Below are 19,347 nucleotides of genomic sequence, written 5' to 3'. Positions count from 1 at the left end.
ACTGATACCGTCGTTTGTTCTGCAACTGATCCCCCCGGCAAGGAACTGTCATGCCATGCGTTGTCGAATCCGACACTTATGCAGGACTAAACCTTCGCCCCATATCACCCAGCGGTGATAACCGCAGCGCTATACTCTGCGGCTGAATTTAGAAATCGGACTACAAGGACTCGCCCATGAAAGCGTTCGGCAAAATCCTGGGGCTGGTGCTTCTCGGGTTGTTGCTGATCATTGTGGCTCTGGGCTTCGCCCTGACCCACCTCTTCGATCCCAACGACTACAAAGACGAGATTCGCCAGCTGGCACGCGACAAGGCCCACGTCGAGCTGACGCTCAATGGCGACATTGGCTGGAGCCTGTTCCCGTGGCTGGGCCTTGAGCTGCATGAAGCCAGCATCGCCACCCTGAACAACCCGAAAGTGCCGTTTGCCGACCTGCAGATGCTTGGCCTGTCGGTACGCGTGCTGCCGTTGCTGCGCCGTGAAGTGCAAATGAGCGATGTGCGCGTCGAGGGCCTGAACCTGACCCTGAGCCGTGACGAAAATGGCCACGGCAACTGGGAAGACATCGGCAAGCCACTGCCCGCTGCCACCCCGGCCCCGGCCGAAAGCGCCAGCACTGCCCCGGCCCAGGCTAGCAGCGACAGCGCCAGCGAGCGCCCGGTCAAGCTCGATATCGACAGCCTGACCGTCAACAACGCCCGCGTGCAGTACAACGATGCCCGCAGCGGCCAGAGCTTCGGCGCCGAAAGCATCCAGCTGAGCACCGGCGCGGTGCATGAAGGGGTGAACATCCCGCTGAAGATGACCGCCTTCCTCAGTTCCGGCCAGCCAGTGGTCAAAGCGCGCACCGAGCTTAACGGCGAGCTGCGCTTCGATCGCCGGCTCAAGCGCTACCAGTTCGAAGACATGAAGCTCAGCGGCGAAGCCTCGGGCGAGCCGCTGCAAGGCAAGACCATGACCTTCGCCGCACAGGGCCAGTTGCTGGTCGATCTGGCGGCCAACGTCGCCGAATGGAACGGCCTCAAGCTCTCGGCCAACCAGCTGCGCGCCCTCGGCGAGCTGAACCTGCGCGACCTCGACAAAACCCCGCAACTGAGCGGCGGCCTGTCGATTGCCCAATTCGACCTGCGCAACTTCCTCGACAGCATCGGCCACCCGCTGCCGGCCTCGGCCGATAACAGCACCCTGGGCAAGGTCGAGCTGGTCACCCGCCTGCAAGGCACGCCGAACAGCCTGGCCCTGGAAGACCTGGCGATCAAGCTCGACGACAGCACCTTCAGCGGCCGCCTGGCCATTGAAGACTTCGCCAAGCAGGCCCTGCGCGTGCAGCTCAAGGCCGACAAGTTCGACGCCGACCGCTACCTGCTGGCCAAGAGCGAGGCAGCCCAGGGCGCCAAGGCCGCACGCCAGGCCGAAGTGCAGAGCAAAGAGGCCGGTGCCCTCGCCGGTGCCGGTACCACGCCGCTGCCCGACGCGCCGACCCAGGTGGCCTGGAGCAACGACAAGCTGCTGCCGGTTGACCGCCTGCGCAAGGTCGACCTGCAGGCCGACCTGACATTTGGCCAGCTGACTCTGGACAAGCTGCCGATCGAAAACGCCCACCTCAAGGCCGAGGGCCAAGGCGGCCTGATCACCCTGGAAACCCTGCGCGGCGGCCTGTACAACGGCGACTTCGAAAGCAAGGGCACCCTCGATGTACGCCCAGCCGTGCCGCAGATTGGTCTTAACACCCGCATCAACCGGGTGCCGGTCGAGCACTTCATCAAGAGCGAAACCGGCACGCCACCGGTCAAGGGTCTGTTGACCCTCAACAGCGACCTGACCGCCACCGGCAACAGCCAGAAAGCCCTGGTCGACACCCTCAACGGCAACGCCAGCTTCGTCATCAACGACGGTATCCTGGTCAACGCCAACCTCGAACAGCAACTGTGCCAGGCCATCGCCACCCTCAACCGCAAGGCCCTGAGTGGCGAGCCACGCGGCAAGGACACGCCGTTCCAGGAGCTCAAGGGCAGCCTGGTAATGCGTAACGGCGTGGCCAGCAACCCTGACCTCAAGGCACGCATTCCCGGCCTGACCGTCAACGGCCATGGCGACCTCGACCTGCGCGTGCTGGGCATGGACTACCGCATTGGCGTGATCGTCGAAGGCGACAAGCGCGACATGCCCGACCCGGCCTGCCAGGTCGGCGAGCGCTATGTCGGCCTTGAACTGCCGCTGCGCTGCCGTGGCCCGCTGGAGCTGGGCGCCAAGGCTTGCCGCCTGGATAAAGACGGCCTGGGCAAGGTCGCGGCCAAGCTGGCTGGCGACAAGGTCAGCGAAAAACTCAGCGAGAAGATCGACGAGAAGCTCGGTGACAAGGTCAGCCCGGAACTCAAGGACGCGCTCAAGGGGTTGTTCAAGAGATGAGCCCCGAGCAGTTTTCCAGCGCCGTGCTGGATTGGTACGACCGTAACGGCCGCCACGACCTGCCCTGGCAACAGGGCATCACCCCGTACCGGGTGTGGGTCTCGGAGATCATGTTGCAGCAGACCCAGGTGAGCACCGTGCTCAACTACTTCGACCGCTTCATGCAGGCGCTGCCGACGGTCCAGGCCCTGGCCGAAGCGCCCGAGGATGAGGTGCTGCACCTGTGGACGGGCCTGGGTTACTACACCCGGGCGCGCAACCTGCAAAAGACCGCGAAGATCGTTGTCGAGCACTATGGCGGCGAATTCCCCCGCGATGTCGAGAAACTCACCGACCTGCCCGGCATTGGCCTGTCCACTGCCGGCGCTATTGCCAGCATCAGCATGGGCCTGCGTGCGCCGATCCTCGACGGCAACGTCAAGCGCGTGCTGGCCCGCTACACCGCGCAAGAGGGCTACCCCGGCGAGCCGAAAGTGGCCAAGGCGCTGTGGGCCAATGCCGAGCGCTATACCCCGCACAGCCGGGCGAACCACTACACCCAGGCGATGATGGACCTGGGCGCGACCTTGTGTACCCGCAGCAAGCCCAGTTGCCTGCTGTGCCCGCTCAAGGTCGGTTGCGAGGCGCACATGCTCGGCCAGGAAATCCGCTACCCGCTGCCCAAGCCGCGCAAGGAGCTGCCACAAAAGCGCACGCTGATGCCACTGCTGGCCAACCACCAAGGCGCCATCCTGCTTTACCGGCGGCCTTCCACGGGCCTGTGGGGCGGGTTGTGGAGCCTGCCGGAGCTGGACAGTGTCGAACAGATCGACGAGCTGGCCGACCAGCACGGCCTGAGCCTGGCTGGCAGCCAGGCGCTGGACGGCCTGACCCACACCTTCAGCCACTTCCAGCTGGCCATCGAGCCCTGGCTGGTGCGCGTCAATGCCACCAGCGACCACGTGGCCGAGGCCGACTGGCTCTGGTATAACCTCGCCACCCCGCCGCGCCTGGGCCTTGCCGCCCCGGTGAAAAAACTGCTTAAACGCGCGGCCGACGTATTGCTTACAGGAGAGTCGCGATGACCCGCACCGTAATGTGCCGCAAGTACAACGAAGAACTGCCAGGCCTCGAGCGTCCACCCTACCCGGGCGCCAAGGGCCAGGACATCTTTGATCACATTTCGCAGAAGGCCTGGGCCGACTGGCAGAAAGAGCAGACCATGCTGATCAACGAGAAGCGCCTGAACATGATGAACGCCGAGGACCGCAAATTTCTCCAGGGCGAGATGGACAAGTTCTTCTCCGGCCAGGATTACGAGAAGGCCGAAGGCTACGTTCCACCTAGCGAATAACCCCGGAAAATCGTAAGCGACGGAATTAATTTAAAAAATTTTCAAAAAGTCGTTGACGTAAATCCGAAAAACCCTTTTAATGCGCCCCGTTGCCCAGATAGCTCAGTCGGTAGAGCAGGGGATTGAAAATCCCCGTGTCGGCGGTTCGATTCCGTCTCTGGGCACCACTAATACCGAAAAGCCCCAAGCGAAGTGATTCCTTGGGGCTTTTTTCATGCCTGCGATTTATCAGCGAACGCAGGCCTTCTCGCGCACGGAAATGCCGCGAGCTTGTCGGAGCCAGGGATGAAATCGATTGCCGTCGCCATGCTGCTGAGCCTGACCGGCTGTGTCGGCGCCACCGTGGTGCTGCCGCACAAAGACACCTACCCCACCGCGGCCCATCGCATCCTGCGCCTGAAGAACATCACCCCCAAGGTCAGCAAATCGGAGAAATCCGACGTCACCCGCGAATGGTGCGGCGTCACCCTCTGGGCTGTGGTCGTGCCGGTGCCTTTGCTACTGCCGGTGTGCAGGACCTACAGTGAAGTGGCCTATGGCCCGGACATCGATGGCGACCAGGTCGTGCTGTTCAACGCCAGGCAGACCATCAGCTCGCCCATGTACGCCTGTGGCCCCATGATGGTCCTCGCGCCGATCATCCATGGTTACGAAGGCAATCAGATCTGCGGGATGCTGCGCTAGGCCAGCGCAGCCACTATCAACCGCGCCGCCTCGAACAGCGGCACCTGCACCCCGCCGACCTGCGACGCCACGATCAACCCCTCGCCCAGCAAAAACAGCTGCTGCGCAGCGCCCTGCTTGCACCCCGCCTGCTGGCAGGCCTGCTCAAGTGCGGCCATGACCTTGTCCTTGTGCAACCTGGCCAGCACATGGGGTGGCTCGGCCGGCCCGGCATACTCGGCCGAGGCGTTGATGAAGGCGCAGCCGTAGAAGTCTTCAGAGCGCGCCCAGGCCTCGATGAAGTCGATATAGGCCAGCGGCCGCGCTTTTGCCTCAACGGCCGCCAGAGCGCTTTGCAGGCGCGCCATGAAATCGTGATCGCGACGTTCCAGCGCCGCCTCGATCAACAGCTCCTTGCTGGGGAAATGCCGGTACAGGGTTTTCTTGGTCACCCCGGCCTCCTGGCTCAACTGCTCGACCCCGGTGCCGTGGTAACCCTGGCGGTAGAACAGCTGCAGCGCCGACTCGGCGATTTTCTCGGACGTACTCATGCCACACCTTCGATCAGGACAGTTGCCAACAGTGTATACCGATCGGTTGACCTGCAGGTAAACCGATCGGTATCCTCGGCATAAATCGCCCACCCGGAGAACTGTACCCATGCCATTCAAATCCAAGGCGCCCGCCGCCCCTTCCCTGCATTTCAGCCTGCTGTCACTGATCGGCGCGGCCCTGGCGATCGGCGCCACCGGCTGGCTCAGCCAGGTGTCCGGCGCGCTGTGGCTGATGGCCCCGTTTGGCGCCAGCTGCGTGCTGGCCTTCGGCATGCCCGACTCGCCGCTGGCGCAGCCGCGCAACATCATCGGCGGCCACGTAATTGCGACCCTGGTGGGCCTGGCAGTGCTGCATACCCTCGGCGACAGTTGGTGGAGCGCAGCCCTGGCCGTCGGCCTGGCCCTGGCTGCCATGCAGCAGACCCGCACCCTGCACGCACCAGCCGGGGCCAACCCGCTGGTGGTGATCGCCAGCCACGCACCGTTGAGCTTCGTGGTGACGCCAGTGCTGGCCGGCTCGCTGGTGATCGTCGCCGTGGCCTGGTGCCTGAACAATGCGCGCCAGGCCAACAGCTACCCGAAATACTGGTACTAATAGCGCTATGCCGAGGGCTGTTGACCACCGTCAATATGCCCTCGGCCCGCACCGATAAAATGCTCTGAGGATATTAGAAGGAACCAACAGGCCTCCCCATGAGCGAAGAATCCACTGCCCTGCCCCTGCCCTCGCCTGCCGCCGAAACACCTGCGAGCCCCAGCCCAAGCCCGGCACGCAAAGCTGCCAGCACCCGTCCACGGCGTCCGCGCACGCCGCGCAAGCCTGCTGTCAGCGCCGCAGCCGAAGCCGAAATCAGCGCCATCAGCCAGCAACCGGCAGCCCTGAAAGTCGCCTCGGCGCCGCGCGGCTCCAACGAGGACAGCGCCTCGGCCAAGCTGCCGGCCAGCTACCCGTACAGCAACCGCATGCGCCGCGCCGAGTACGAAAAGGCCAAGCACGAACTGCAGATCGAACTGCTCAAGGTGCAAAGCTGGGTCAAGGAAACCGGTCAGCGCATCGTCGTGCTGTTCGAAGGCCGCGACGCCGCCGGCAAGGGTGGCACCATCAAGCGCTTCATGGAGCACCTCAACCCGCGTGGTGCGCGGATTGTCGCCCTGGAGAAACCCTCCGAGCAGGAGAAGGGCCAGTGGTACTTCCAGCGCTACGTCCAGCACCTGCCCACGTCCGGTGAAATGGTCTTCTTCGACCGCTCCTGGTACAACCGCGCCGGGGTCGAGCGGGTCATGGATTTTTGCTCGCCGCTGCAATACCTGGAGTTCATGCGCCAGGCGCCGGAGCTCGAACGCATGCTGTGCAACAGCGGCATCCTGCTGTTCAAGTACTGGTTCTCGGTGAACCGCGAAGAGCAGCTGCGCCGCTTCATCTCCCGCCGCGACGACCCGCTCAAGCACTGGAAGCTGTCGCCGATCGACATCAAGTCGCTGGACAAGTGGGACGAATACACCGCTGCCAAGGAGGCAATGTTCTTCCACACCGACACCGCCGATGCACCGTGGACGGTAATCAAATCCGACGACAAAAAACGCGCGCGGATCAACTGCATCCGCCACTTCCTGCACTCGCTGGACTACCCCGGCAAGGATTTGAGTGTCGCCCACCAGCCTGACCCGCTGCTGGTGGACCGCGCCGCGCGCGTGCTCGAAGAGGAAGACCGCGGCGAGCTGGCGCAACCAGCCTGAGCTTGCTCCAGGCCGTCGGCGGCACTTGGGTTTCCCGGCCAACTGCGATTCAATACGCAGAATTTATCCGGCTCAGCACAAGGGTTCACCGATGGCCTCCAGCAGCAAACAACAGAAACGCGCCAAGCGCGCCGCCAACAAGGCCCGCGAAAACCGCATGGTGCGTAGCGGCCAAGCGGTCAAGAGCTCGGGCGAAAGCTCCAGCGCCAGCGTCGAGCAGGTCTTCAACAAGGCCATGGAATCGGGCAGCTATACCGCCCTGTTCGAAAAAATGAAGCAAGCCCAGGAAACCGGCCTGGTCGCGCTGATTTCGGTGTTCCTGGTCGACCCGCTGCTGACCCTGGTGCTCAAGGGCCACAAGGAAGAACAGGCCACCGACTACATCGTCATGGTCTTCACTGCCTACCGCAAGTGGCTGGACGGCGCCGACGAAGCCACAACCATGGCCTGGCTCGAGAGCGACGAGTTCCAGGAAGCCTACATCAGCGCGTCCGAGGCGGTGGCCAAGCAGCAGAAGAAGTTTGGCTGACAGCTTGCCTGGCTCCTGATTCCTCGGGGGCCAGATCCCCTCAAAGAAAAATCCTACATCGACCACAGGTCCCTGGCCGATTGACCATCACCTCGACGCCACCTAACCTTTGTTGACCGTTTACAACGTATACAAAGTCAGGAGCGTAGACATGGCTTCCCCGGTTCTGTCGTTTCGCGTCGAAGCATCCCTCGCCGAAAAGCTCGATCAACTGGCAGCCGCCACCGATCGAGATCGCCAATATCACCTCAAGCGCGCTTTGCTGCGCTATGTCGAAGCCGAGTCATGGCACGTGCAGGCGATTGCTGCCGGCATCAGCGATGCCGACACTGGCAACCTGACCGACCTCTCTGAGGTCAAGGCAAAGTGGGTGAAACGCGAAGATGATTGCACTGACGGCGAAGGCTGAAAGCGACCTGGATTCGATTTTCGAGCACTATCAGCTCAAGGCAGGCAGCAAAACGGCCTTTGCAATGGTTCAGGGCATATTGAGCAGCCTGGAAATTCTCGAGCGCTTCCCAGGTGCAGGCCGCCCCTCGCCAGTGCCGGATGTGCGTGAGCTGGTGCTCGCCCACATCCCCTTTATTGCCCCGTACCGCTTGCTCGACGGACGGGTCCAGGTATTGCGATTTCTGCATCAGCGCAGTGAGCGACCTGAGCACTGGTAAAGCCCACCGCGTGAGCCGCGATGAGCCCGCTACGGCCAAAACAAAAAGGCCGCGATCCTCACAGATCGCGGCCTTTGTCATTGCATCCGCATCACATCAGTTGTTCAGCACCGCCCGCCCGGCCGCCTCGGCCTTGCGCTTGCGCGCCACCAGCAAGCCGGCGGCGACCACGGCAATCGACAACAAGCCGGTCGCGACGATTTCAATACGATGGTCCGGACGGATCAGCATCACCGTCAGGATGCCGACGATGAAGGCAATGGTCGCCCAGGTCAGGCCCGGGAACAGCCACATCTTGAAGGCGATCTTCTCGCCGCGCTGCATACGCTGACGACGCATGCGCAGTTGCGACACGGCGATCACCAGGTACACCAGCAAGGCAATGGCGCCGGAACTGGCCAGCAGGAACTCGAACACCTGAGCAGGTGCCAGGTAGTTGGCGATCACGGTGAGGAACGCCGCTGCAGTCGAAAGCACCACTGCCACGTATGGGGTACCGCTGGAGGTGGTGCGCTGGGCCATGGCCGGCGCATCGCCACGCTTGCTCAGGGAGAAGAGCATGCGCGAGGAGGTGTACAGCGCCGAGTTCAGGCAGCTGGTCACGGCGATCAGCACGACGATGTCGACGATCAGCTTGGCGTTGGGGATGCCCATCAGGTTGAGCACGGTCTGGTACGAACCGACTTCGGCCAGGTCACTGTTGGTCCACGGCACCAGGGCCACGACCACGAAGATCGACACCAGGTAGAACAGGAAGATCCGCCAGATCACCGAGTTGGTGGCCTTGGTGATCTGCTTGCCCGGGTCTTTCGACTCGGCGGCAGCGATGGTGACGATTTCAGTACCCATGAACGAGAACATGGTGGTCAGCATCGCCGCCAGCACCGCGCCCATGCCGTTGGGCATGAAGCCCTGGGTGTCGAACAGGTGGCTGACGCCGCTGACCTGGCTGTTGGGCAGCAGGCCGAAGATCGCAGCCACACCAAGGATGATGAAGCCAATGATCGCCACTACCTTGAGCAACGCGAACCAGAACTCGAATTCACCGTAGTTCTTCACACTGAACAGGTTGGTCGCGGTCAGCAGTAAGGTGATCACCAGGGTAAACACCCAGATGCCGATATCGGGGAACCAGGCATGCAGAATGGTTGCGGCGGCGTTGGCCTCCAGCGGAATCACCAGAACCCAGAACCACCAGTACAGCCAGCCGATAGTAAAGCCGGCCCAGTGGCCGATGGCTTTGTCGGCATACGTCGAAAACGAACCGGTATCCGGCGAGGCAACGGCCATTTCGGCCAGCATGCGCATCACCAGCACCACCAGGGTCCCGGCCGCGGCATAGGCCAGCAAGACCGCAGGGCCGGCTTCGGCGATGGCGTGGCCGGAGCCGACGAACAGCCCGGCACCGATGACACCGGCAATCGACAGCATGGTCACATGCCGCTGCTTGAGCCCCTGAGCGAGGTCATTGGAATTGTGCGTACCGCTCATAAAACTACCTTTGCGAGAAATGGCGTTTTGATCCTGCTACTCGAGTCGCGCTCTTCAAAAAGAGTGCTACATCCTGTTGCCGATCGATAACGCAATTACCGCGCCAGGCCGATGACCGTTCGTTCGAAAATTCTCACAGCCCCGTTTAACAAGGCTTACAGGTCTTTCGGCCAAGACTTGACCGAAAGACCCTGAAAAACCGGCGGAATAGACCAATTACTGAAATACCCACTTACAAATGCCCCGGGTGCACCACACTTCGTCACCGGTAACACCTCCTGCACTTCCTACGACCAAAAAGGTACAACCCAAAGGTACAACCAAAGCCGTAGATAAAGGCCCGAACCTGTGCACAAGGTCAGAAACGACTTCCCAGAAACGGCCAAAACTGGCACCATCGCGCCTTTTTTCATCAAGGCTCCGGCCCTGGAAACGAGGGTAGGCGGACATCTGCGCGACAGTCCACTGCAGCGATGCGACACCCGCCCTCCCACCAACCGATTGCCTCTCCCGACGTTATTGGCTGTCTTCGGACCGCTATGCTAGCTTGGCGCCTCGCCAGGAAGGCCGCTAACAGCAGGAGCGCACCAGAACACATGAGGACCGCACATGGCTGAGGCCACGCCCGCGCTGGAAATCCGCAACCTGCACAAACGCTACGGCGACCAGGAAATCCTCAAGGGAATTTCGCTGACCGCGCGTGATGGCGACGTGATCTCGATCCTGGGATCCTCCGGCTCCGGCAAGTCCACTCTGCTGCGCTGCATCAACCTGCTGGAAAACCCGCACCAGGGCCAGATCCTGGTGGCTGGCGAAGAGCTGCGGCTCAAGGCGGCAAAAAACGGTGAACTGGTGGCCGCCGACAACAAACAGATCAATCGCCTGCGCAGCGAGATCGGCTTTGTCTTCCAGAATTTCAACCTGTGGCCGCACATGAGCATCCTCGACAACATCATCGAGGCGCCGCGCCGGGTGCTCGGCCAGAGCAAGGCCGAGGCCATCGAGCATGCCGAAGCGCTGCTGAACAAGGTTGGCATCCACAACAAGCGTCACAGCTACCCGGCCGAGCTGTCCGGTGGCCAGCAACAGCGTGCGGCCATTGCCCGCACCCTGGCAATGAAGCCCAAGGTTATCCTGTTCGACGAGCCGACCTCGGCCCTGGACCCGGAAATGGTCCAGGAAGTGCTCAACGTTATCCGTGCCCTCGCCGAAGAAGGCCGTACCATGCTACTGGTTACCCACGAAATGGGCTTTGCCCGCCAGGTGTCCAGCGAAGTCGTCTTCCTGCACCAGGGGCTGGTCGAAGAGCAAGGAACGCCGCAGCAGGTTTTCGAAAACCCGACCTCGGCGCGTTGTAAACAATTCATGTCCAGCAACCGCTAACGGAGCAACACGCATGCAGACCTATAAGAAATTCCTCCTGGCCGCTGCCGCCACGCTGGTGTTCTCGGCCAATGCCATGGCTGCCGAGAAACTGAAGATGGGCATCGAGGCGGCCTACCCGCCGTTCAACAACAAGGACGCCAGTGGCCAGGTCGTCGGTTTTGACAAAGACATCGGCGACGCCCTGTGCGCGAAGATGAAGGTCGAGTGTGAAGTGGTGGTTTCTGACTGGGACGGCATCATTCCCGCCCTGAACGCGAAGAAGTCCGACTTCATCATCTCCTCGCTGTCGATCACCGACGAGCGCAAGCAGGCGGTGGACTTCACCGACCCGTACTACTCGAACAAGCAGCAGTTCATCGCCCCGAAAAACGTCGACTTCAAGACTGATCCCAAGTCGCTCGAAGGCAAGACCCTCGGCACTCAGCGCGCCACCCAGGCAGCTATCTGGCTGGACGATAACGGCGGCATGGACAACAAGTTCAAGGTCAGCCTGTACGACACCCAGGAAAACGCCTACCTGGACCTGACCTCGGGCCGCGTCGACGCCCTGCTGGCTGACAAATACGCCAACTACGACTGGCTCAAGTCCGACGCCGGTAAAAACTACGAGTTCAAAGGCGATCCGGTGAACGAAAGCGACAAGGTTGGTATCGCTGTGCGCAAAGGTGACAACGAACTGCGCAACAAGCTCAACGCCGCCCTGAAAGAAATCGTTGCCGACGGCACCTACGAGAAGATCAACAACAAGTACTTCCCGTTCAGCATCTATTGATTCGCCCCGACCGGCATTGCCCTGCAGGCAATGCCGGTCCCTTGAACAAACCTGCCCATGAATATTGATCTTTACGGATTCGGTCCGGCCCTGATGGCCGGGACGCTGATGACCGTCAAACTCGCATTGTCGGCCCTGCTCCTGGGGCTGGTACTGGGACTGCTTGGCGCCCTGGCCAAGACCTCACCCTACAAACCCCTGCAATGGCTGGGTGGTTTCTACTCCACACTGGTTCGCGGCGTGCCCGAGCTGCTCTGGGTGCTGTTGATCTACTTTGGCACCGTCAGCCTGATGAACCGGCTGGGCGAGCTTCTGAATATTCCCGGCCTTGAGCTCAATGCCTTTGCCGCAGGCGTAATTGCCCTGGGCCTGTGCTTCGGCGCCTATGCCACGGAAGTGTTCCGTGGTGCGCTGCTGGCGATCCCCAAGGGCCACCGTGAAGCCGGCCTGGCGCTGGGCCTGTCCAAGGGGCGGATCTTCTCCAGGCTGGTGCTGCCGCAAATGTGGCGCATCGCCCTGCCGGGGCTGGGCAATCTGTTCATGATCCTGATGAAAGACACCGCGCTGGTCTCGGTAATCGGCCTGGAAGAAATCATGCGTCATTCGCAAATCGCCGTGACCGTGAGCAAGCAACCCTTCACCTTCTACATGGTCGCCGCCATCATTTACCTGGGCCTTACCGTGCTGGCCATGACCGGCATGCACTTCATGGAAAAACGCGCCGGTCGCGGCTTCGCGAGGGCCAACCAATGAACTGGGAAGTCATCATCAAGTGGCTGCCACGCCTGGCCCAAGGCGCCACGCTGACGCTCGAGCTGGTCGCCATCGCGGTCATCGCCGGGCTGATCCTCGCCATTCCACTGGGTATCGCCCGCTCTTCGCGGCTCTGGTACGTACGGGCCCTGCCTTACGGCTACATTTTCTTCTTCCGCGGTACGCCGCTGCTGGTGCAGCTGTTTTTGGTGTATTACGGGCTGGCCCAGTTCGATGCCGTGCGCAACAGCGCCTTGTGGCCGTACCTGCGCGATCCGTTCTGGTGCACGGTGCTGACCATGACCCTGCACACCGCCGCCTACATCGCAGAAATCCTGCGTGGCGCGCTGCAGGCCATCCCCCGTGGCGAGATCGAAGCGGCGCGGGCCCTGGGCATGTCCCGGGCCAAAGCAATGCTCTACATCATGCTGCCGCGTGCCGCCCGCATCGGCCTGCCGGCCTACAGCAACGAAGTGATCCTGATGCTCAAGGCCAGTGCCCTGGCGAGTACCGTTACCCTGCTGGAACTGACCGGCATGGCACGGACGATCATCGCCCGGACCTACCTGCCGGTGGAGATCTTCTTCGCGGCGGGCCTGTTCTACCTGCTGATCTCCTTCTTGCTGGTGCAAGCCTTCAAGCAGTTGGAACGCTGGCTGCGCGTCGACGCCTGCCAGGGTCGATAAACCTGTATAACGGGGCTGATCTCAGCCCCGTTTTCGTATCCGCTCATGACCACTGCCCTCCCCCTCTGCGCCGACCAACTGCTCAGCCGCTTCCAGGCGCTGGACGACTTTCTGCGCGAGCATCAGGCGCTGTGGCGGCCACGGCCTTTCACCCAGTTGCAACTGCCGTGGGAAACCCAATACCGCGCCCTGGCCGACTGGTTGCGCCAGCGCTCGTTGAGCGAGGCGGAAGCGGCGCACAATCACCCCGAGCAACTCGCTGCACCGGCGCCTTTTCCCCAGCTGGCACGCCGGGCGGCAGCGCTGTCTGCCATCGGCGAGTTATCCACCGTTGCCCTGCCCCCTGCTGGCCCTCGCCTGAATGTCGACGTGCCGGGGCGCAAATGGCAGCAGATCGAAGCCTTCGCCAGCCACCTGGGTTTTATCCACAGCCCACGGCACTGGCTGGACTGGTGCGCCGGCAAAGGTCATCTGGGCCGGCGCTTGCTGCAGCCTCATAGTCAGCAACTGACCTGCCTGGAATACGACCCGGCGCTGGTCGAAGCCGGCAGCGCCCTCAGCCAGCATCACCAACTGCCCGCCGAGCACCGCCTGCAGGATGTACTGGCCGATAGCGCCGCCCAGCAACTGAGCGCCGAGCACACCGCCGTGGCCCTGCACGCCTGTGGCGACCTGCATGTGCGCCTGATGCAACTGGCAAGCCTCAAGGGTTGCCGCCAACTGGCCATCGCGCCGTGCTGCTACAACCGCATCCAGGCGCCGCAGTACCAGCCGTTATCCACAGCCGCCAAGGCATCTGGCCTGCAGTTGTCGATTGATGATCTTGGCTTGCCGCTCAGCGAAACCGTTACCGCAGGTGCGCGGGTACGCCGCCAGCGTGACGAGTCCATGGCCAGGCGCCTGGGTTTCGATCTGTGGCAACGGCAGTTGCGTGGGGTAGATGAGTACCTGCCGACGCCTTCGCTGCCGGTCAGTTGGCTGCACAAGCCGTTCGCCGACTACTGCCGGGGCCTTACCGAACTCAAGCAATTGCAGCCAGGTGCCGAGCCTGATTGGCCAGCATTGGAAGCGGCCGGCTGGCAGCGCCTGGCCCAGGTGCGCAACCTGGAATTGCTGCGCAATCTGTTCCGCCGCCCGCTGGAATTATGGCTGGTGCTGGATCGTGCACTGTTCCTGGAGGAACAGTCCTATCAGGTACAGCTCGGGGTGTTTTGTGAACAGCCTCTCACCCCGCGCAACCTGCTGCTGTTGGCCGAACGCCGGTAACGGCGCTCAGCCTGTGGATAAGTCTGTGCGCAACCTTGCGCCGAACCCCAGCAAATTCGTGGATCCAAGCGCTTTCACAGGCTGGTCATTTTTTGTTCACTGATTAATCGCCAGCAAAAACAGCCATTTGCGCAAAGACCAACGGCGGGCGTTGGTCCGATGCAATACGCACCTGTTTGGCATGCGGCTTGTGCATAAGCCTTCGCGCGAATAGCGCTAAGCAGGTTGAATCAGGCCAGTTTCAGCAGGCTCATGCCCACCAGCAACAGCGCCAGGCCCAACCAGCCGCGGCCTACCAGGCGTTGACCGAACAGTGCCCAACCCATGGCCACGGTGGCGAGGATGCCGAAGCCACCCCAGATGGCGTAAGCCAGCGACAGTTCGATATCTCGCACAGCCTGGGCCAGTGCGGTAAAGGCGGCCAGCACACAGAGAATCGAAGCAATGCCCAGGCCGCGCTTTTTAAAACCGTCGGAATACTTGAGCAGCAGGTTGGCGATCACTTCCAGCACGATCGCCAGGCCCAGCCAGGCGAAGGGAATCCAGTTCATGCTCAGCATGGCAGGGCCTCCATATTGCGCGGGGCAGGTGCGGCGCGGGTACCCGACTTGATCAGCAGGATACCGGCGATCATCACGCCCAGGCCGGCGGCCTTGAGCAGGCCCAGGCTCTCACCCAGCCAGGTGACGCTGATCAGGGTGATCAACACGATGCCGATGCCTTCCCACAGGGCGTAGGCCACGCCCACCGGCACGCGTTTTACCGCCAGTGCCAGGAAAAAGTACGACAGGCCGATCATCAGGTACATCAACCCGTGACCAAGAATGGGGAAATGACTGGCGGCGAATTTCATCGACGCGGTGCCGATCACCTCGGCGGTGATGGCGATAAACAGATAGATCCAGGAACGCATGATGCCCTCCCACGGGCGACACAAACCGAGCGAAATCGCGCTGACGGCTACAGACAAAGAGAAGAAAAAGGCTGTTTGTCGGGGGAGGCGCTAGAGGTCGCCGGTCCAGTGACGTTCACGGGAAACCAGGCGGGAGGTGAGGAGCGGAAACGCTTTAGTGTTCAACATAATGAACAACAAATTAGCTCAAGGCATCGTTAAAGTCAAATCGATAGAAAATGACTAATTAATTTTCGCGTCTTTCAGTCCGTATTTAGGTGAAAGCCCTTAAAGGTTGCAGAAAGGTTCGTAAATTATATTACCCGGCCTGATAAAGGCATCGCGGGGCAAGCCCGCTCCCACCCTGTAGGAGCGGGCTTGCCCCGCGATCCCCCGTAAGATCCCACCTCACCCTCGTGTCAAAACGCCGCACCCCCGGCAAAATCACAATTAATTATTGTAATACAATAATTTTTCACAAATAATGCACCCCGCTTAACTAGCACGGAGGGAAACCATGAACAGTAAGACAGTGGCTTACGCGAGATCGCGTCTGCGAGTGATCGGTGCATTCGCCGCGGTACTCGCCTGGGGTACAGGGATCGTCGAGTTCGGCGGCAACGTACTATTGTGGGTGTTCGAAAAAGCCCAGGTGCAAGGTGCCTACCTGCAAAGCTTCGGTGAAAACATGCCGCTGCTGCTGGCCCCGGATTACCAGCCTTCGCACCTGGCCCTGGGCCTGGTGATCGGCCTGGAACTGATCCCCGCCAGCCTCTCGGCCTTTGCCTTGTACCTGACCGGCTTGTTCTTCCTGCGCCTGTCCCGGGGTGAAACCTGGACGACGCAAAACATCAAGATGCTCTGGTGGGTGGGCTTGCTGTGCATCGGCTTGCCGATGGTCTGGCCGATGATCGGCACCTTGCAGGGCCTGGCGTTCTCCATCGACCTGCCCAAAGGCGAGAGAAGCTTCAGCGTATCGATCGGTGTATCATCCCAGGCGGTTTACGAGATCATGAAAGGCATTTTCCTCTGCGCCTTCTCACTCCTCATGCGTGACGCCAAAACCATCAGCGATGAACACAACTGTTATGTCTAGCTTGCCCCTATGCCGATAATTATTCGACTCGATGTAGTCATGGCCAAGAACAAGATCCGCTCCAAGGATCTGGCCGAGATTATCGGTATTACGGAGGCGAACCTTTCGTTGCTGAAAAACGGCAAGATCAAGGGTTTCAAGATGGAAACCCTCGAGAAGCTCTGTCGCGCGTTGAACTGCCAGCCAGGTGACCTGCTGGAGTTCAGCGAGGAATGAACAAGGAACTGGCAACTCGTGAGCAATTCACTCAAATGGCGCGCTGCGCTAGTGCTGGCCGTCGGCCTGCTCGGCGGCTGCGGCCCCAGCTATACCTATAGATACTCCCCACCGCCCAGCATGGCGGGCATGAACTGCATCAACTCCTGCTCGATGGAACGCAACCACTGCAAACAGATGGCGCGCCTGCAGGAAAACAGCGACCACGCCCTGTACCAGGCCAACTACAGAAACTACCAGCTGTGCCAGGCCGGCAAGAGCAAAAAAGAAGCGCGCAAAAGCTGCTACTACCCCAGCTACCCGTTCAACAGCGGCTCCAGCTACTCGTGCGGCAGCGACTACGACAGCTGCTACCAATCTTGCGGCGGCACCATCCAGCGCATCCTCAACAAAGACTGACGCCTCGAATAAACGGAATTGACTGTGGATATCATCAGATCCATCGCCCTGCTTGCGTGCGCGTTTTACCTCAGCGGCTGCGCCTTCATGTCCGACTGGCAAGTCCCGCCACCCCGGTCCGACTGGCAAGTGCCGCCCATGCAGATGTACGGCAACCAGAGCTTCCCCGGGCCGGACTTCAGCAGAGACCGCCACGCCATCCAGCACTACTTCGACACACACAAACACTGACACTTCGACCAAACGGAATTGCCTGTGGCCATTATCAGATCCTTCCTCCTGCTGGCGTGCGCGTTCTACTTGAGCGGCTGCACCAGCGGCGACTACACCCCGGTGTCTGGCTGGGAAATCCCGCAGATGCAGATATACGGCGACAAGGGCTACACCGGCCCGGCCTACAGCTGCAAGAAAAAGCACGGCTGCCGAGAGCACTGTAAAAAGCACGATTGCCGCTACAAACCGCTGATATTCGACCCCACCAAAGCCGAACCCAGCGCCACCACGATGCACCGCGGCTGGTAACAAAACACCCCGCGATGCCCGCTGAAACCGGGTATCGCGAGGAATGTTGCAGAAGTGGTTTACAGACGCAAACTGATCGCTATAATGACGCCCCTGTGCCGGTATAGCTCAGATGGTAGAGCAACTGACTTGTAATCAGTAGGTCCCGGGTTCGATTCCTGGTGCCGGCACCATACACAGTAAAAAAAGGCTCACCGCAAGGTGGGCCTTTTTTGTTTGCGTGGGCACACCCGCCGGTTGGGAGCAGGCTTGCCCGCAATGAGCTGCTGAAGGCAGCGTCTAAATCGCAACCGCTGTGCGCTTGATCACCTCCGCTGATCAACCCAGTACGTCACATTCGCCTCTGCGCCTGCCCCCTAAGAACTTGGCCCGATCCGGTGTCAACGCCGATGCCCCAAGCCAGTGTCTTATTTCTGAGCAGTGCAGAAATAAATAGCACCCTCAAAAAAACATAATCACTCATAGAATCGGGATTTTTCCTATGTGCAGCCAAAGCCATACGAACTAATCTCTCATTGCACCTGTTAAAAGGTGCACACTTAAATCAAATAAAAAAGGATACTACTATGGGTATGTGGTGCTGCATGTATATCAACGAATTCAAAGTCGACCAACCCACTGACGACGAAGTAGAGTCTGTCAAACCAGAAGAAGATTTCACCCCGGAAGAGCTCTCCATACTGGCTGAGTAACGAAAATAAATGAGGCGATTTTTTCGCCTCATTTTTTGGCTTATATGGAAACTTCCTGACTATGAAAACAATTGCCCCAGAGCGTACGTTATCACTGGACGATGCAGAAAGCGCAATCGATCAGCACTTTTCCAGCGAAGGAATTCATTTAACCCTACGCCGTTACGGTAGTCCGCTGTCCAGCACTGTTGCCACCCTTCACCTCCCCTATGACAGTAGCGGCATAGAATGTGTCGGTTGTGGCAAAGGCTATGAAGCAGAGGCTCGTGTGGGTGCGAAGTTCGAGGCTTATGAGCATTACATGGGCCCCTTTCAACTACGAAAGCATAGCGCACTGCATTGTTTTGATTCGGTTGTTTCTCAACCGTCCTTGCAAAACATACTGCCGATGCAAATGCTTCGCCACGCCGATGCATCACAGATGGCTGTACTTTCCTTCGAGGCGCATGAAGCATCCGCAGGCGCTGAGTTACTCTATCCATCATTTCTGATTAACCATCAGTATGCCAACGAGTCGCTTCCCGGTGATGATACCGACTATAGCGCTGCGCGCCGATACTCCTGCGGCACCGGTGTGGCAGCAGGTGTAGGATTTACGGAAGCAGCAATTCATGCCGCAAGCGAGGTCATAGAGCGTCATGGCATTGGGCGCTTTATTGCACAACATTTCTTCTATGATTCAAAAGAGCCTATAAGAAAGATTGTTGACAATTCTATGCCAGAACATCTATTAAGCACCTTGCGTGATGCAGAAACTGCCATAGGAGCTTCAATCGAGGTATTTGACGCCTCTAGTCAAATAGACTATCCCGTTTTTATTGCCTACTGCCCGGAGAAGACGATCGCTGATATTCATGTCGTGGGTGGCGGCTGTTCACTTTACCCGAGCCATGCCGCAGCACGGGCGATCAAGGAGCTGGTGCAGCAATACAAAGTTGCTGAAGGCGTGCAGCACGTCACTCAAGAGTGGACCAATTCAAAAAACAACCTGGCCAAAAACCCAAAGTTGCTGCGCTGCTTGCGCATGGCGTTTGGGGCCACCCAGCGTGCCAAAACAGTACCTTACCCGATGCCTCAAGACCCGGAAAAAATGCCACTGGCGCTACACTTGTCCCATTTAAAAAATGAGTGTTTTAAAGCCAATCATCCCATTTGGCTAAAACAACTACATTCCAGCCCCAACCAGGTTAGCCTGGCCTGTGCGGTCATGCCAAAAATGGAAAGATTTTCGATTGTCTCACTGGGCGGAAAAGTTGTCCCCTGCTATCAATACGAGTAAAC

At 60.1% G+C, this 19,347-nt stretch carries 24 protein-coding genes and 2 tRNA genes; 22 read left to right on the top strand and 4 right to left on the bottom strand.

Annotation, left to right across the window (positions count from 1 at the left end; all coding sequences use genetic code 11):
- Positions 1–176: 176 nt before the first annotated feature.
- The 5 genes from ACIOVF_RS25100 to ACIOVF_RS25080 all read left to right on the top strand — a co-directional run bounded on the left by ACIOVF_RS25100 (position 177) and on the right by ACIOVF_RS25080 (position 4,428).
- A complete protein-coding gene (locus tag ACIOVF_RS25100; RefSeq protein ID WP_401293311.1) occupies positions 177–2,411 on the top strand; it encodes an AsmA family protein in 2,235 nt (744 codons plus the stop codon).
- Positions 2,408–3,475, top strand: coding sequence for an A/G-specific adenine glycosylase (gene mutY, locus ACIOVF_RS25095; protein ID WP_401293308.1), 1,068 nt, complete (start codon positions 2,408–2,410; stop codon positions 3,473–3,475). Before ACIOVF_RS25100 ends, mutY begins: the two co-directional genes overlap by 4 nt.
- Positions 3,472–3,744, top strand: a complete 273-nt coding sequence (locus ACIOVF_RS25090; protein WP_010221316.1) for an oxidative damage protection protein — start codon at positions 3,472–3,474, stop codon at positions 3,742–3,744. Before mutY ends, ACIOVF_RS25090 begins: the two co-directional genes overlap by 4 nt.
- A gap of 91 nt (positions 3,745–3,835) precedes the next feature.
- Positions 3,836–3,911 (top strand) — tRNA-Phe (locus ACIOVF_RS25085).
- A gap of 118 nt (positions 3,912–4,029) precedes the next feature.
- The gene (locus tag ACIOVF_RS25080; protein ID WP_401293305.1) at positions 4,030–4,428 is read left to right on the top strand and encodes a hypothetical protein; all 399 of its coding nucleotides are present in this window, start codon (positions 4,030–4,032) and stop codon (positions 4,426–4,428) included.
- On the opposite strand, the gene ACIOVF_RS25075 is transcribed toward ACIOVF_RS25080, so the two are convergent.
- Positions 4,425–4,958 (bottom strand): TetR/AcrR family transcriptional regulator, encoded by a 534-nt coding sequence (locus ACIOVF_RS25075; RefSeq protein ID WP_195885217.1) that lies wholly within the window; start codon positions 4,956–4,958, stop codon positions 4,425–4,427. The two genes, ACIOVF_RS25080 and ACIOVF_RS25075, sit on opposite strands and share 4 nt — an antisense overlap.
- Before the next feature lie 109 nt (positions 4,959–5,067).
- Between ACIOVF_RS25075 and ACIOVF_RS25070 the strand changes: the two genes are divergently transcribed.
- The 5 genes from ACIOVF_RS25070 to ACIOVF_RS25050 all read left to right on the top strand — a co-directional run bounded on the left by ACIOVF_RS25070 (position 5,068) and on the right by ACIOVF_RS25050 (position 7,895).
- Positions 5,068–5,556, top strand: a complete 489-nt coding sequence (locus ACIOVF_RS25070; RefSeq protein ID WP_038998287.1) for an HPP family protein — start codon at positions 5,068–5,070, stop codon at positions 5,554–5,556.
- Positions 5,557–5,654: 98 nt separating this feature from the next.
- Positions 5,655–6,698, top strand: a complete 1,044-nt coding sequence (gene ppk2 / locus ACIOVF_RS25065; protein ID WP_401293301.1) for a polyphosphate kinase 2 — start codon at positions 5,655–5,657, stop codon at positions 6,696–6,698.
- Between the two features lie 91 nt (positions 6,699–6,789).
- A complete protein-coding gene (locus ACIOVF_RS25060) occupies positions 6,790–7,227 on the top strand; it encodes a hypothetical protein (RefSeq protein WP_401293298.1) in 438 nt (145 codons plus the stop codon).
- A gap of 151 nt (positions 7,228–7,378) precedes the next feature.
- Positions 7,379–7,636, top strand: coding sequence for a CopG family ribbon-helix-helix protein (locus ACIOVF_RS25055; RefSeq protein WP_045202358.1), 258 nt, complete (start codon positions 7,379–7,381; stop codon positions 7,634–7,636).
- A complete protein-coding gene (locus tag ACIOVF_RS25050) occupies positions 7,611–7,895 on the top strand; it encodes a type II toxin-antitoxin system RelE/ParE family toxin (RefSeq protein WP_401293295.1) in 285 nt (94 codons plus the stop codon). The genes ACIOVF_RS25055 and ACIOVF_RS25050 overlap by 26 nt, the downstream gene beginning before the upstream one ends.
- 96 nt (positions 7,896–7,991) lie before the next feature.
- Here ACIOVF_RS25050 and gabP read toward each other — a convergent pair whose 3' ends face one another.
- A complete protein-coding gene (gabP, locus tag ACIOVF_RS25045) occupies positions 7,992–9,386 on the bottom strand; it encodes a GABA permease (protein ID WP_258595238.1) in 1,395 nt (464 codons plus the stop codon).
- A gap of 609 nt (positions 9,387–9,995) precedes the next feature.
- On the opposite strand from gabP, the gene ACIOVF_RS25040 reads away from it, so the two are divergent.
- Genes ACIOVF_RS25040 through ACIOVF_RS25020 form a run of 5 tightly spaced genes read left to right on the top strand, consistent with a single transcriptional unit; the run spans position 9,996 to position 14,249 of the window.
- The gene (locus ACIOVF_RS25040) at positions 9,996–10,769 is read left to right on the top strand and encodes an ABC transporter ATP-binding protein (protein WP_038998282.1); all 774 of its coding nucleotides are present in this window, start codon (positions 9,996–9,998) and stop codon (positions 10,767–10,769) included.
- Positions 10,770–10,782: 13 nt separating this feature from the next.
- Positions 10,783–11,544: an ABC transporter substrate-binding protein gene (locus ACIOVF_RS25035; protein ID WP_093378594.1), complete on the top strand. Its 762-nt coding sequence runs from the start codon at positions 10,783–10,785 to the stop codon at positions 11,542–11,544.
- 57 nt (positions 11,545–11,601) lie between these two features.
- Complete coding sequence (locus ACIOVF_RS25030; RefSeq protein WP_045202307.1) at positions 11,602–12,297, top strand: ABC transporter permease; 696 nt, start codon at positions 11,602–11,604, stop codon at positions 12,295–12,297.
- The gene (locus ACIOVF_RS25025; RefSeq protein WP_093378590.1) at positions 12,294–12,983 is read left to right on the top strand and encodes an ABC transporter permease; all 690 of its coding nucleotides are present in this window, start codon (positions 12,294–12,296) and stop codon (positions 12,981–12,983) included. Before ACIOVF_RS25030 ends, ACIOVF_RS25025 begins: the two co-directional genes overlap by 4 nt.
- A gap of 45 nt (positions 12,984–13,028) precedes the next feature.
- Positions 13,029–14,249 (top strand): methyltransferase, encoded by a 1,221-nt coding sequence (locus ACIOVF_RS25020; protein WP_401293289.1) that lies wholly within the window; start codon positions 13,029–13,031, stop codon positions 14,247–14,249.
- A gap of 230 nt (positions 14,250–14,479) precedes the next feature.
- Here the strand turns inward: ACIOVF_RS25020 and mdtI are convergent, their stop codons facing one another.
- Both mdtI and ACIOVF_RS25010 read right to left on the bottom strand, forming a co-directional pair.
- Positions 14,480–14,809: a multidrug/spermidine efflux SMR transporter subunit MdtI gene (mdtI, locus tag ACIOVF_RS25015; protein ID WP_038998274.1), complete on the bottom strand. Its 330-nt coding sequence runs from the start codon at positions 14,807–14,809 to the stop codon at positions 14,480–14,482.
- On the bottom strand, positions 14,803–15,162 hold the full coding sequence (locus ACIOVF_RS25010; RefSeq protein WP_038998273.1) for a multidrug/spermidine efflux SMR transporter subunit MdtJ: 360 nt from the start codon (positions 15,160–15,162) through the stop codon (positions 14,803–14,805). The genes mdtI and ACIOVF_RS25010 overlap by 7 nt, the downstream gene beginning before the upstream one ends.
- A gap of 496 nt (positions 15,163–15,658) precedes the next feature.
- On the opposite strand from ACIOVF_RS25010, the gene ACIOVF_RS25005 reads away from it, so the two are divergent.
- From ACIOVF_RS25005 to ACIOVF_RS24975, 7 genes are all read left to right on the top strand, one after another.
- Positions 15,659–16,237, top strand: a complete 579-nt coding sequence (locus ACIOVF_RS25005) for a hypothetical protein (protein WP_010221300.1) — start codon at positions 15,659–15,661, stop codon at positions 16,235–16,237.
- 9 nt (positions 16,238–16,246) lie between these two features.
- On the top strand, positions 16,247–16,453 hold the full coding sequence (locus tag ACIOVF_RS25000; RefSeq protein WP_010221299.1) for a helix-turn-helix transcriptional regulator: 207 nt from the start codon (positions 16,247–16,249) through the stop codon (positions 16,451–16,453).
- A gap of 18 nt (positions 16,454–16,471) precedes the next feature.
- Positions 16,472–16,852 carry a hypothetical protein gene (locus tag ACIOVF_RS24995; protein WP_093378578.1) on the top strand — a complete coding sequence of 127 codons (381 nt, stop codon included), beginning with the start codon at positions 16,472–16,474 and terminating at the stop codon, positions 16,850–16,852.
- Between the two features lie 24 nt (positions 16,853–16,876).
- Positions 16,877–17,083: a hypothetical protein gene (locus tag ACIOVF_RS24990; RefSeq protein WP_045202317.1), complete on the top strand. Its 207-nt coding sequence runs from the start codon at positions 16,877–16,879 to the stop codon at positions 17,081–17,083.
- 24 nt (positions 17,084–17,107) lie between these two features.
- On the top strand, positions 17,108–17,374 hold the full coding sequence (locus ACIOVF_RS24985) for a hypothetical protein (protein ID WP_045202318.1): 267 nt from the start codon (positions 17,108–17,110) through the stop codon (positions 17,372–17,374).
- A gap of 97 nt (positions 17,375–17,471) precedes the next feature.
- Positions 17,472–17,547: transfer RNA gene (locus ACIOVF_RS24980), tRNA-Thr, on the top strand.
- A gap of 580 nt (positions 17,548–18,127) precedes the next feature.
- Positions 18,128–19,345, top strand: coding sequence for a YcaO-like family protein (locus ACIOVF_RS24975; RefSeq protein ID WP_401293282.1), 1,218 nt, complete (start codon positions 18,128–18,130; stop codon positions 19,343–19,345).
- Positions 19,346–19,347: the final 2 nt, after the last annotated feature.

This window comes from Pseudomonas sp. NPDC087612, from assembly GCF_044743505.1.
In the GTDB taxonomy this organism is placed as follows: Bacteria; Pseudomonadota; Gammaproteobacteria; order Pseudomonadales; family Pseudomonadaceae; genus Aquipseudomonas.
This window is presented reverse-complemented; position numbering and strand designations above follow the sequence as displayed.

What these genes read in the sequence shown, in the direction of transcription:
- mutY (WP_401293308.1), top strand. Translation starts at nt 2,408, where the DNA reads ATGAGCCCCGAGCAGTTTTCCAGCGCCGTGCTGGATTGGTACGACCGT.
- ACIOVF_RS25075 (WP_195885217.1), bottom strand. Translation starts at nt 4,958, where the DNA reads ATGAGTACGTCCGAGAAAATCGCCGAGTCGGCGCTGCAGCTGTTCTAC.
- ACIOVF_RS25020 (WP_401293289.1), top strand. Translation starts at nt 13,029, where the DNA reads ATGACCACTGCCCTCCCCCTCTGCGCCGACCAACTGCTCAGCCGCTTC.
- ACIOVF_RS25005 (WP_010221300.1), top strand. Translation starts at nt 15,659, where the DNA reads ATGAACAGTAAGACAGTGGCTTACGCGAGATCGCGTCTGCGAGTGATC.
- ACIOVF_RS24975 (WP_401293282.1), top strand. Translation starts at nt 18,128, where the DNA reads ATGAAAACAATTGCCCCAGAGCGTACGTTATCACTGGACGATGCAGAA.
- ACIOVF_RS25100 (WP_401293311.1), top strand. Translation starts at nt 177, where the DNA reads ATGAAAGCGTTCGGCAAAATCCTGGGGCTGGTGCTTCTCGGGTTGTTG.
- ACIOVF_RS25035 (WP_093378594.1), top strand. Translation starts at nt 10,783, where the DNA reads ATGCAGACCTATAAGAAATTCCTCCTGGCCGCTGCCGCCACGCTGGTG.
- ACIOVF_RS25040 (WP_038998282.1), top strand. Translation starts at nt 9,996, where the DNA reads ATGGCTGAGGCCACGCCCGCGCTGGAAATCCGCAACCTGCACAAACGC.
- ACIOVF_RS25010 (WP_038998273.1), bottom strand. Translation starts at nt 15,162, where the DNA reads ATGCGTTCCTGGATCTATCTGTTTATCGCCATCACCGCCGAGGTGATC.
- ACIOVF_RS25025 (WP_093378590.1), top strand. Translation starts at nt 12,294, where the DNA reads ATGAACTGGGAAGTCATCATCAAGTGGCTGCCACGCCTGGCCCAAGGC.
- mdtI (WP_038998274.1), bottom strand. Translation starts at nt 14,809, where the DNA reads ATGCTGAGCATGAACTGGATTCCCTTCGCCTGGCTGGGCCTGGCGATC.
- ACIOVF_RS25030 (WP_045202307.1), top strand. Translation starts at nt 11,602, where the DNA reads ATGAATATTGATCTTTACGGATTCGGTCCGGCCCTGATGGCCGGGACG.
- ACIOVF_RS25080 (WP_401293305.1), top strand. Translation starts at nt 4,030, where the DNA reads ATGAAATCGATTGCCGTCGCCATGCTGCTGAGCCTGACCGGCTGTGTC.
- ACIOVF_RS25090 (WP_010221316.1), top strand. Translation starts at nt 3,472, where the DNA reads ATGACCCGCACCGTAATGTGCCGCAAGTACAACGAAGAACTGCCAGGC.
- ppk2 (WP_401293301.1), top strand. Translation starts at nt 5,655, where the DNA reads ATGAGCGAAGAATCCACTGCCCTGCCCCTGCCCTCGCCTGCCGCCGAA.
- ACIOVF_RS25000 (WP_010221299.1), top strand. Translation starts at nt 16,247, where the DNA reads ATGCCGATAATTATTCGACTCGATGTAGTCATGGCCAAGAACAAGATC.
- ACIOVF_RS25055 (WP_045202358.1), top strand. Translation starts at nt 7,379, where the DNA reads ATGGCTTCCCCGGTTCTGTCGTTTCGCGTCGAAGCATCCCTCGCCGAA.
- ACIOVF_RS25070 (WP_038998287.1), top strand. Translation starts at nt 5,068, where the DNA reads ATGCCATTCAAATCCAAGGCGCCCGCCGCCCCTTCCCTGCATTTCAGC.
- ACIOVF_RS25060 (WP_401293298.1), top strand. Translation starts at nt 6,790, where the DNA reads ATGGCCTCCAGCAGCAAACAACAGAAACGCGCCAAGCGCGCCGCCAAC.
- ACIOVF_RS25050 (WP_401293295.1), top strand. Translation starts at nt 7,611, where the DNA reads ATGATTGCACTGACGGCGAAGGCTGAAAGCGACCTGGATTCGATTTTC.
- gabP (WP_258595238.1), bottom strand. Translation starts at nt 9,386, where the DNA reads ATGAGCGGTACGCACAATTCCAATGACCTCGCTCAGGGGCTCAAGCAG.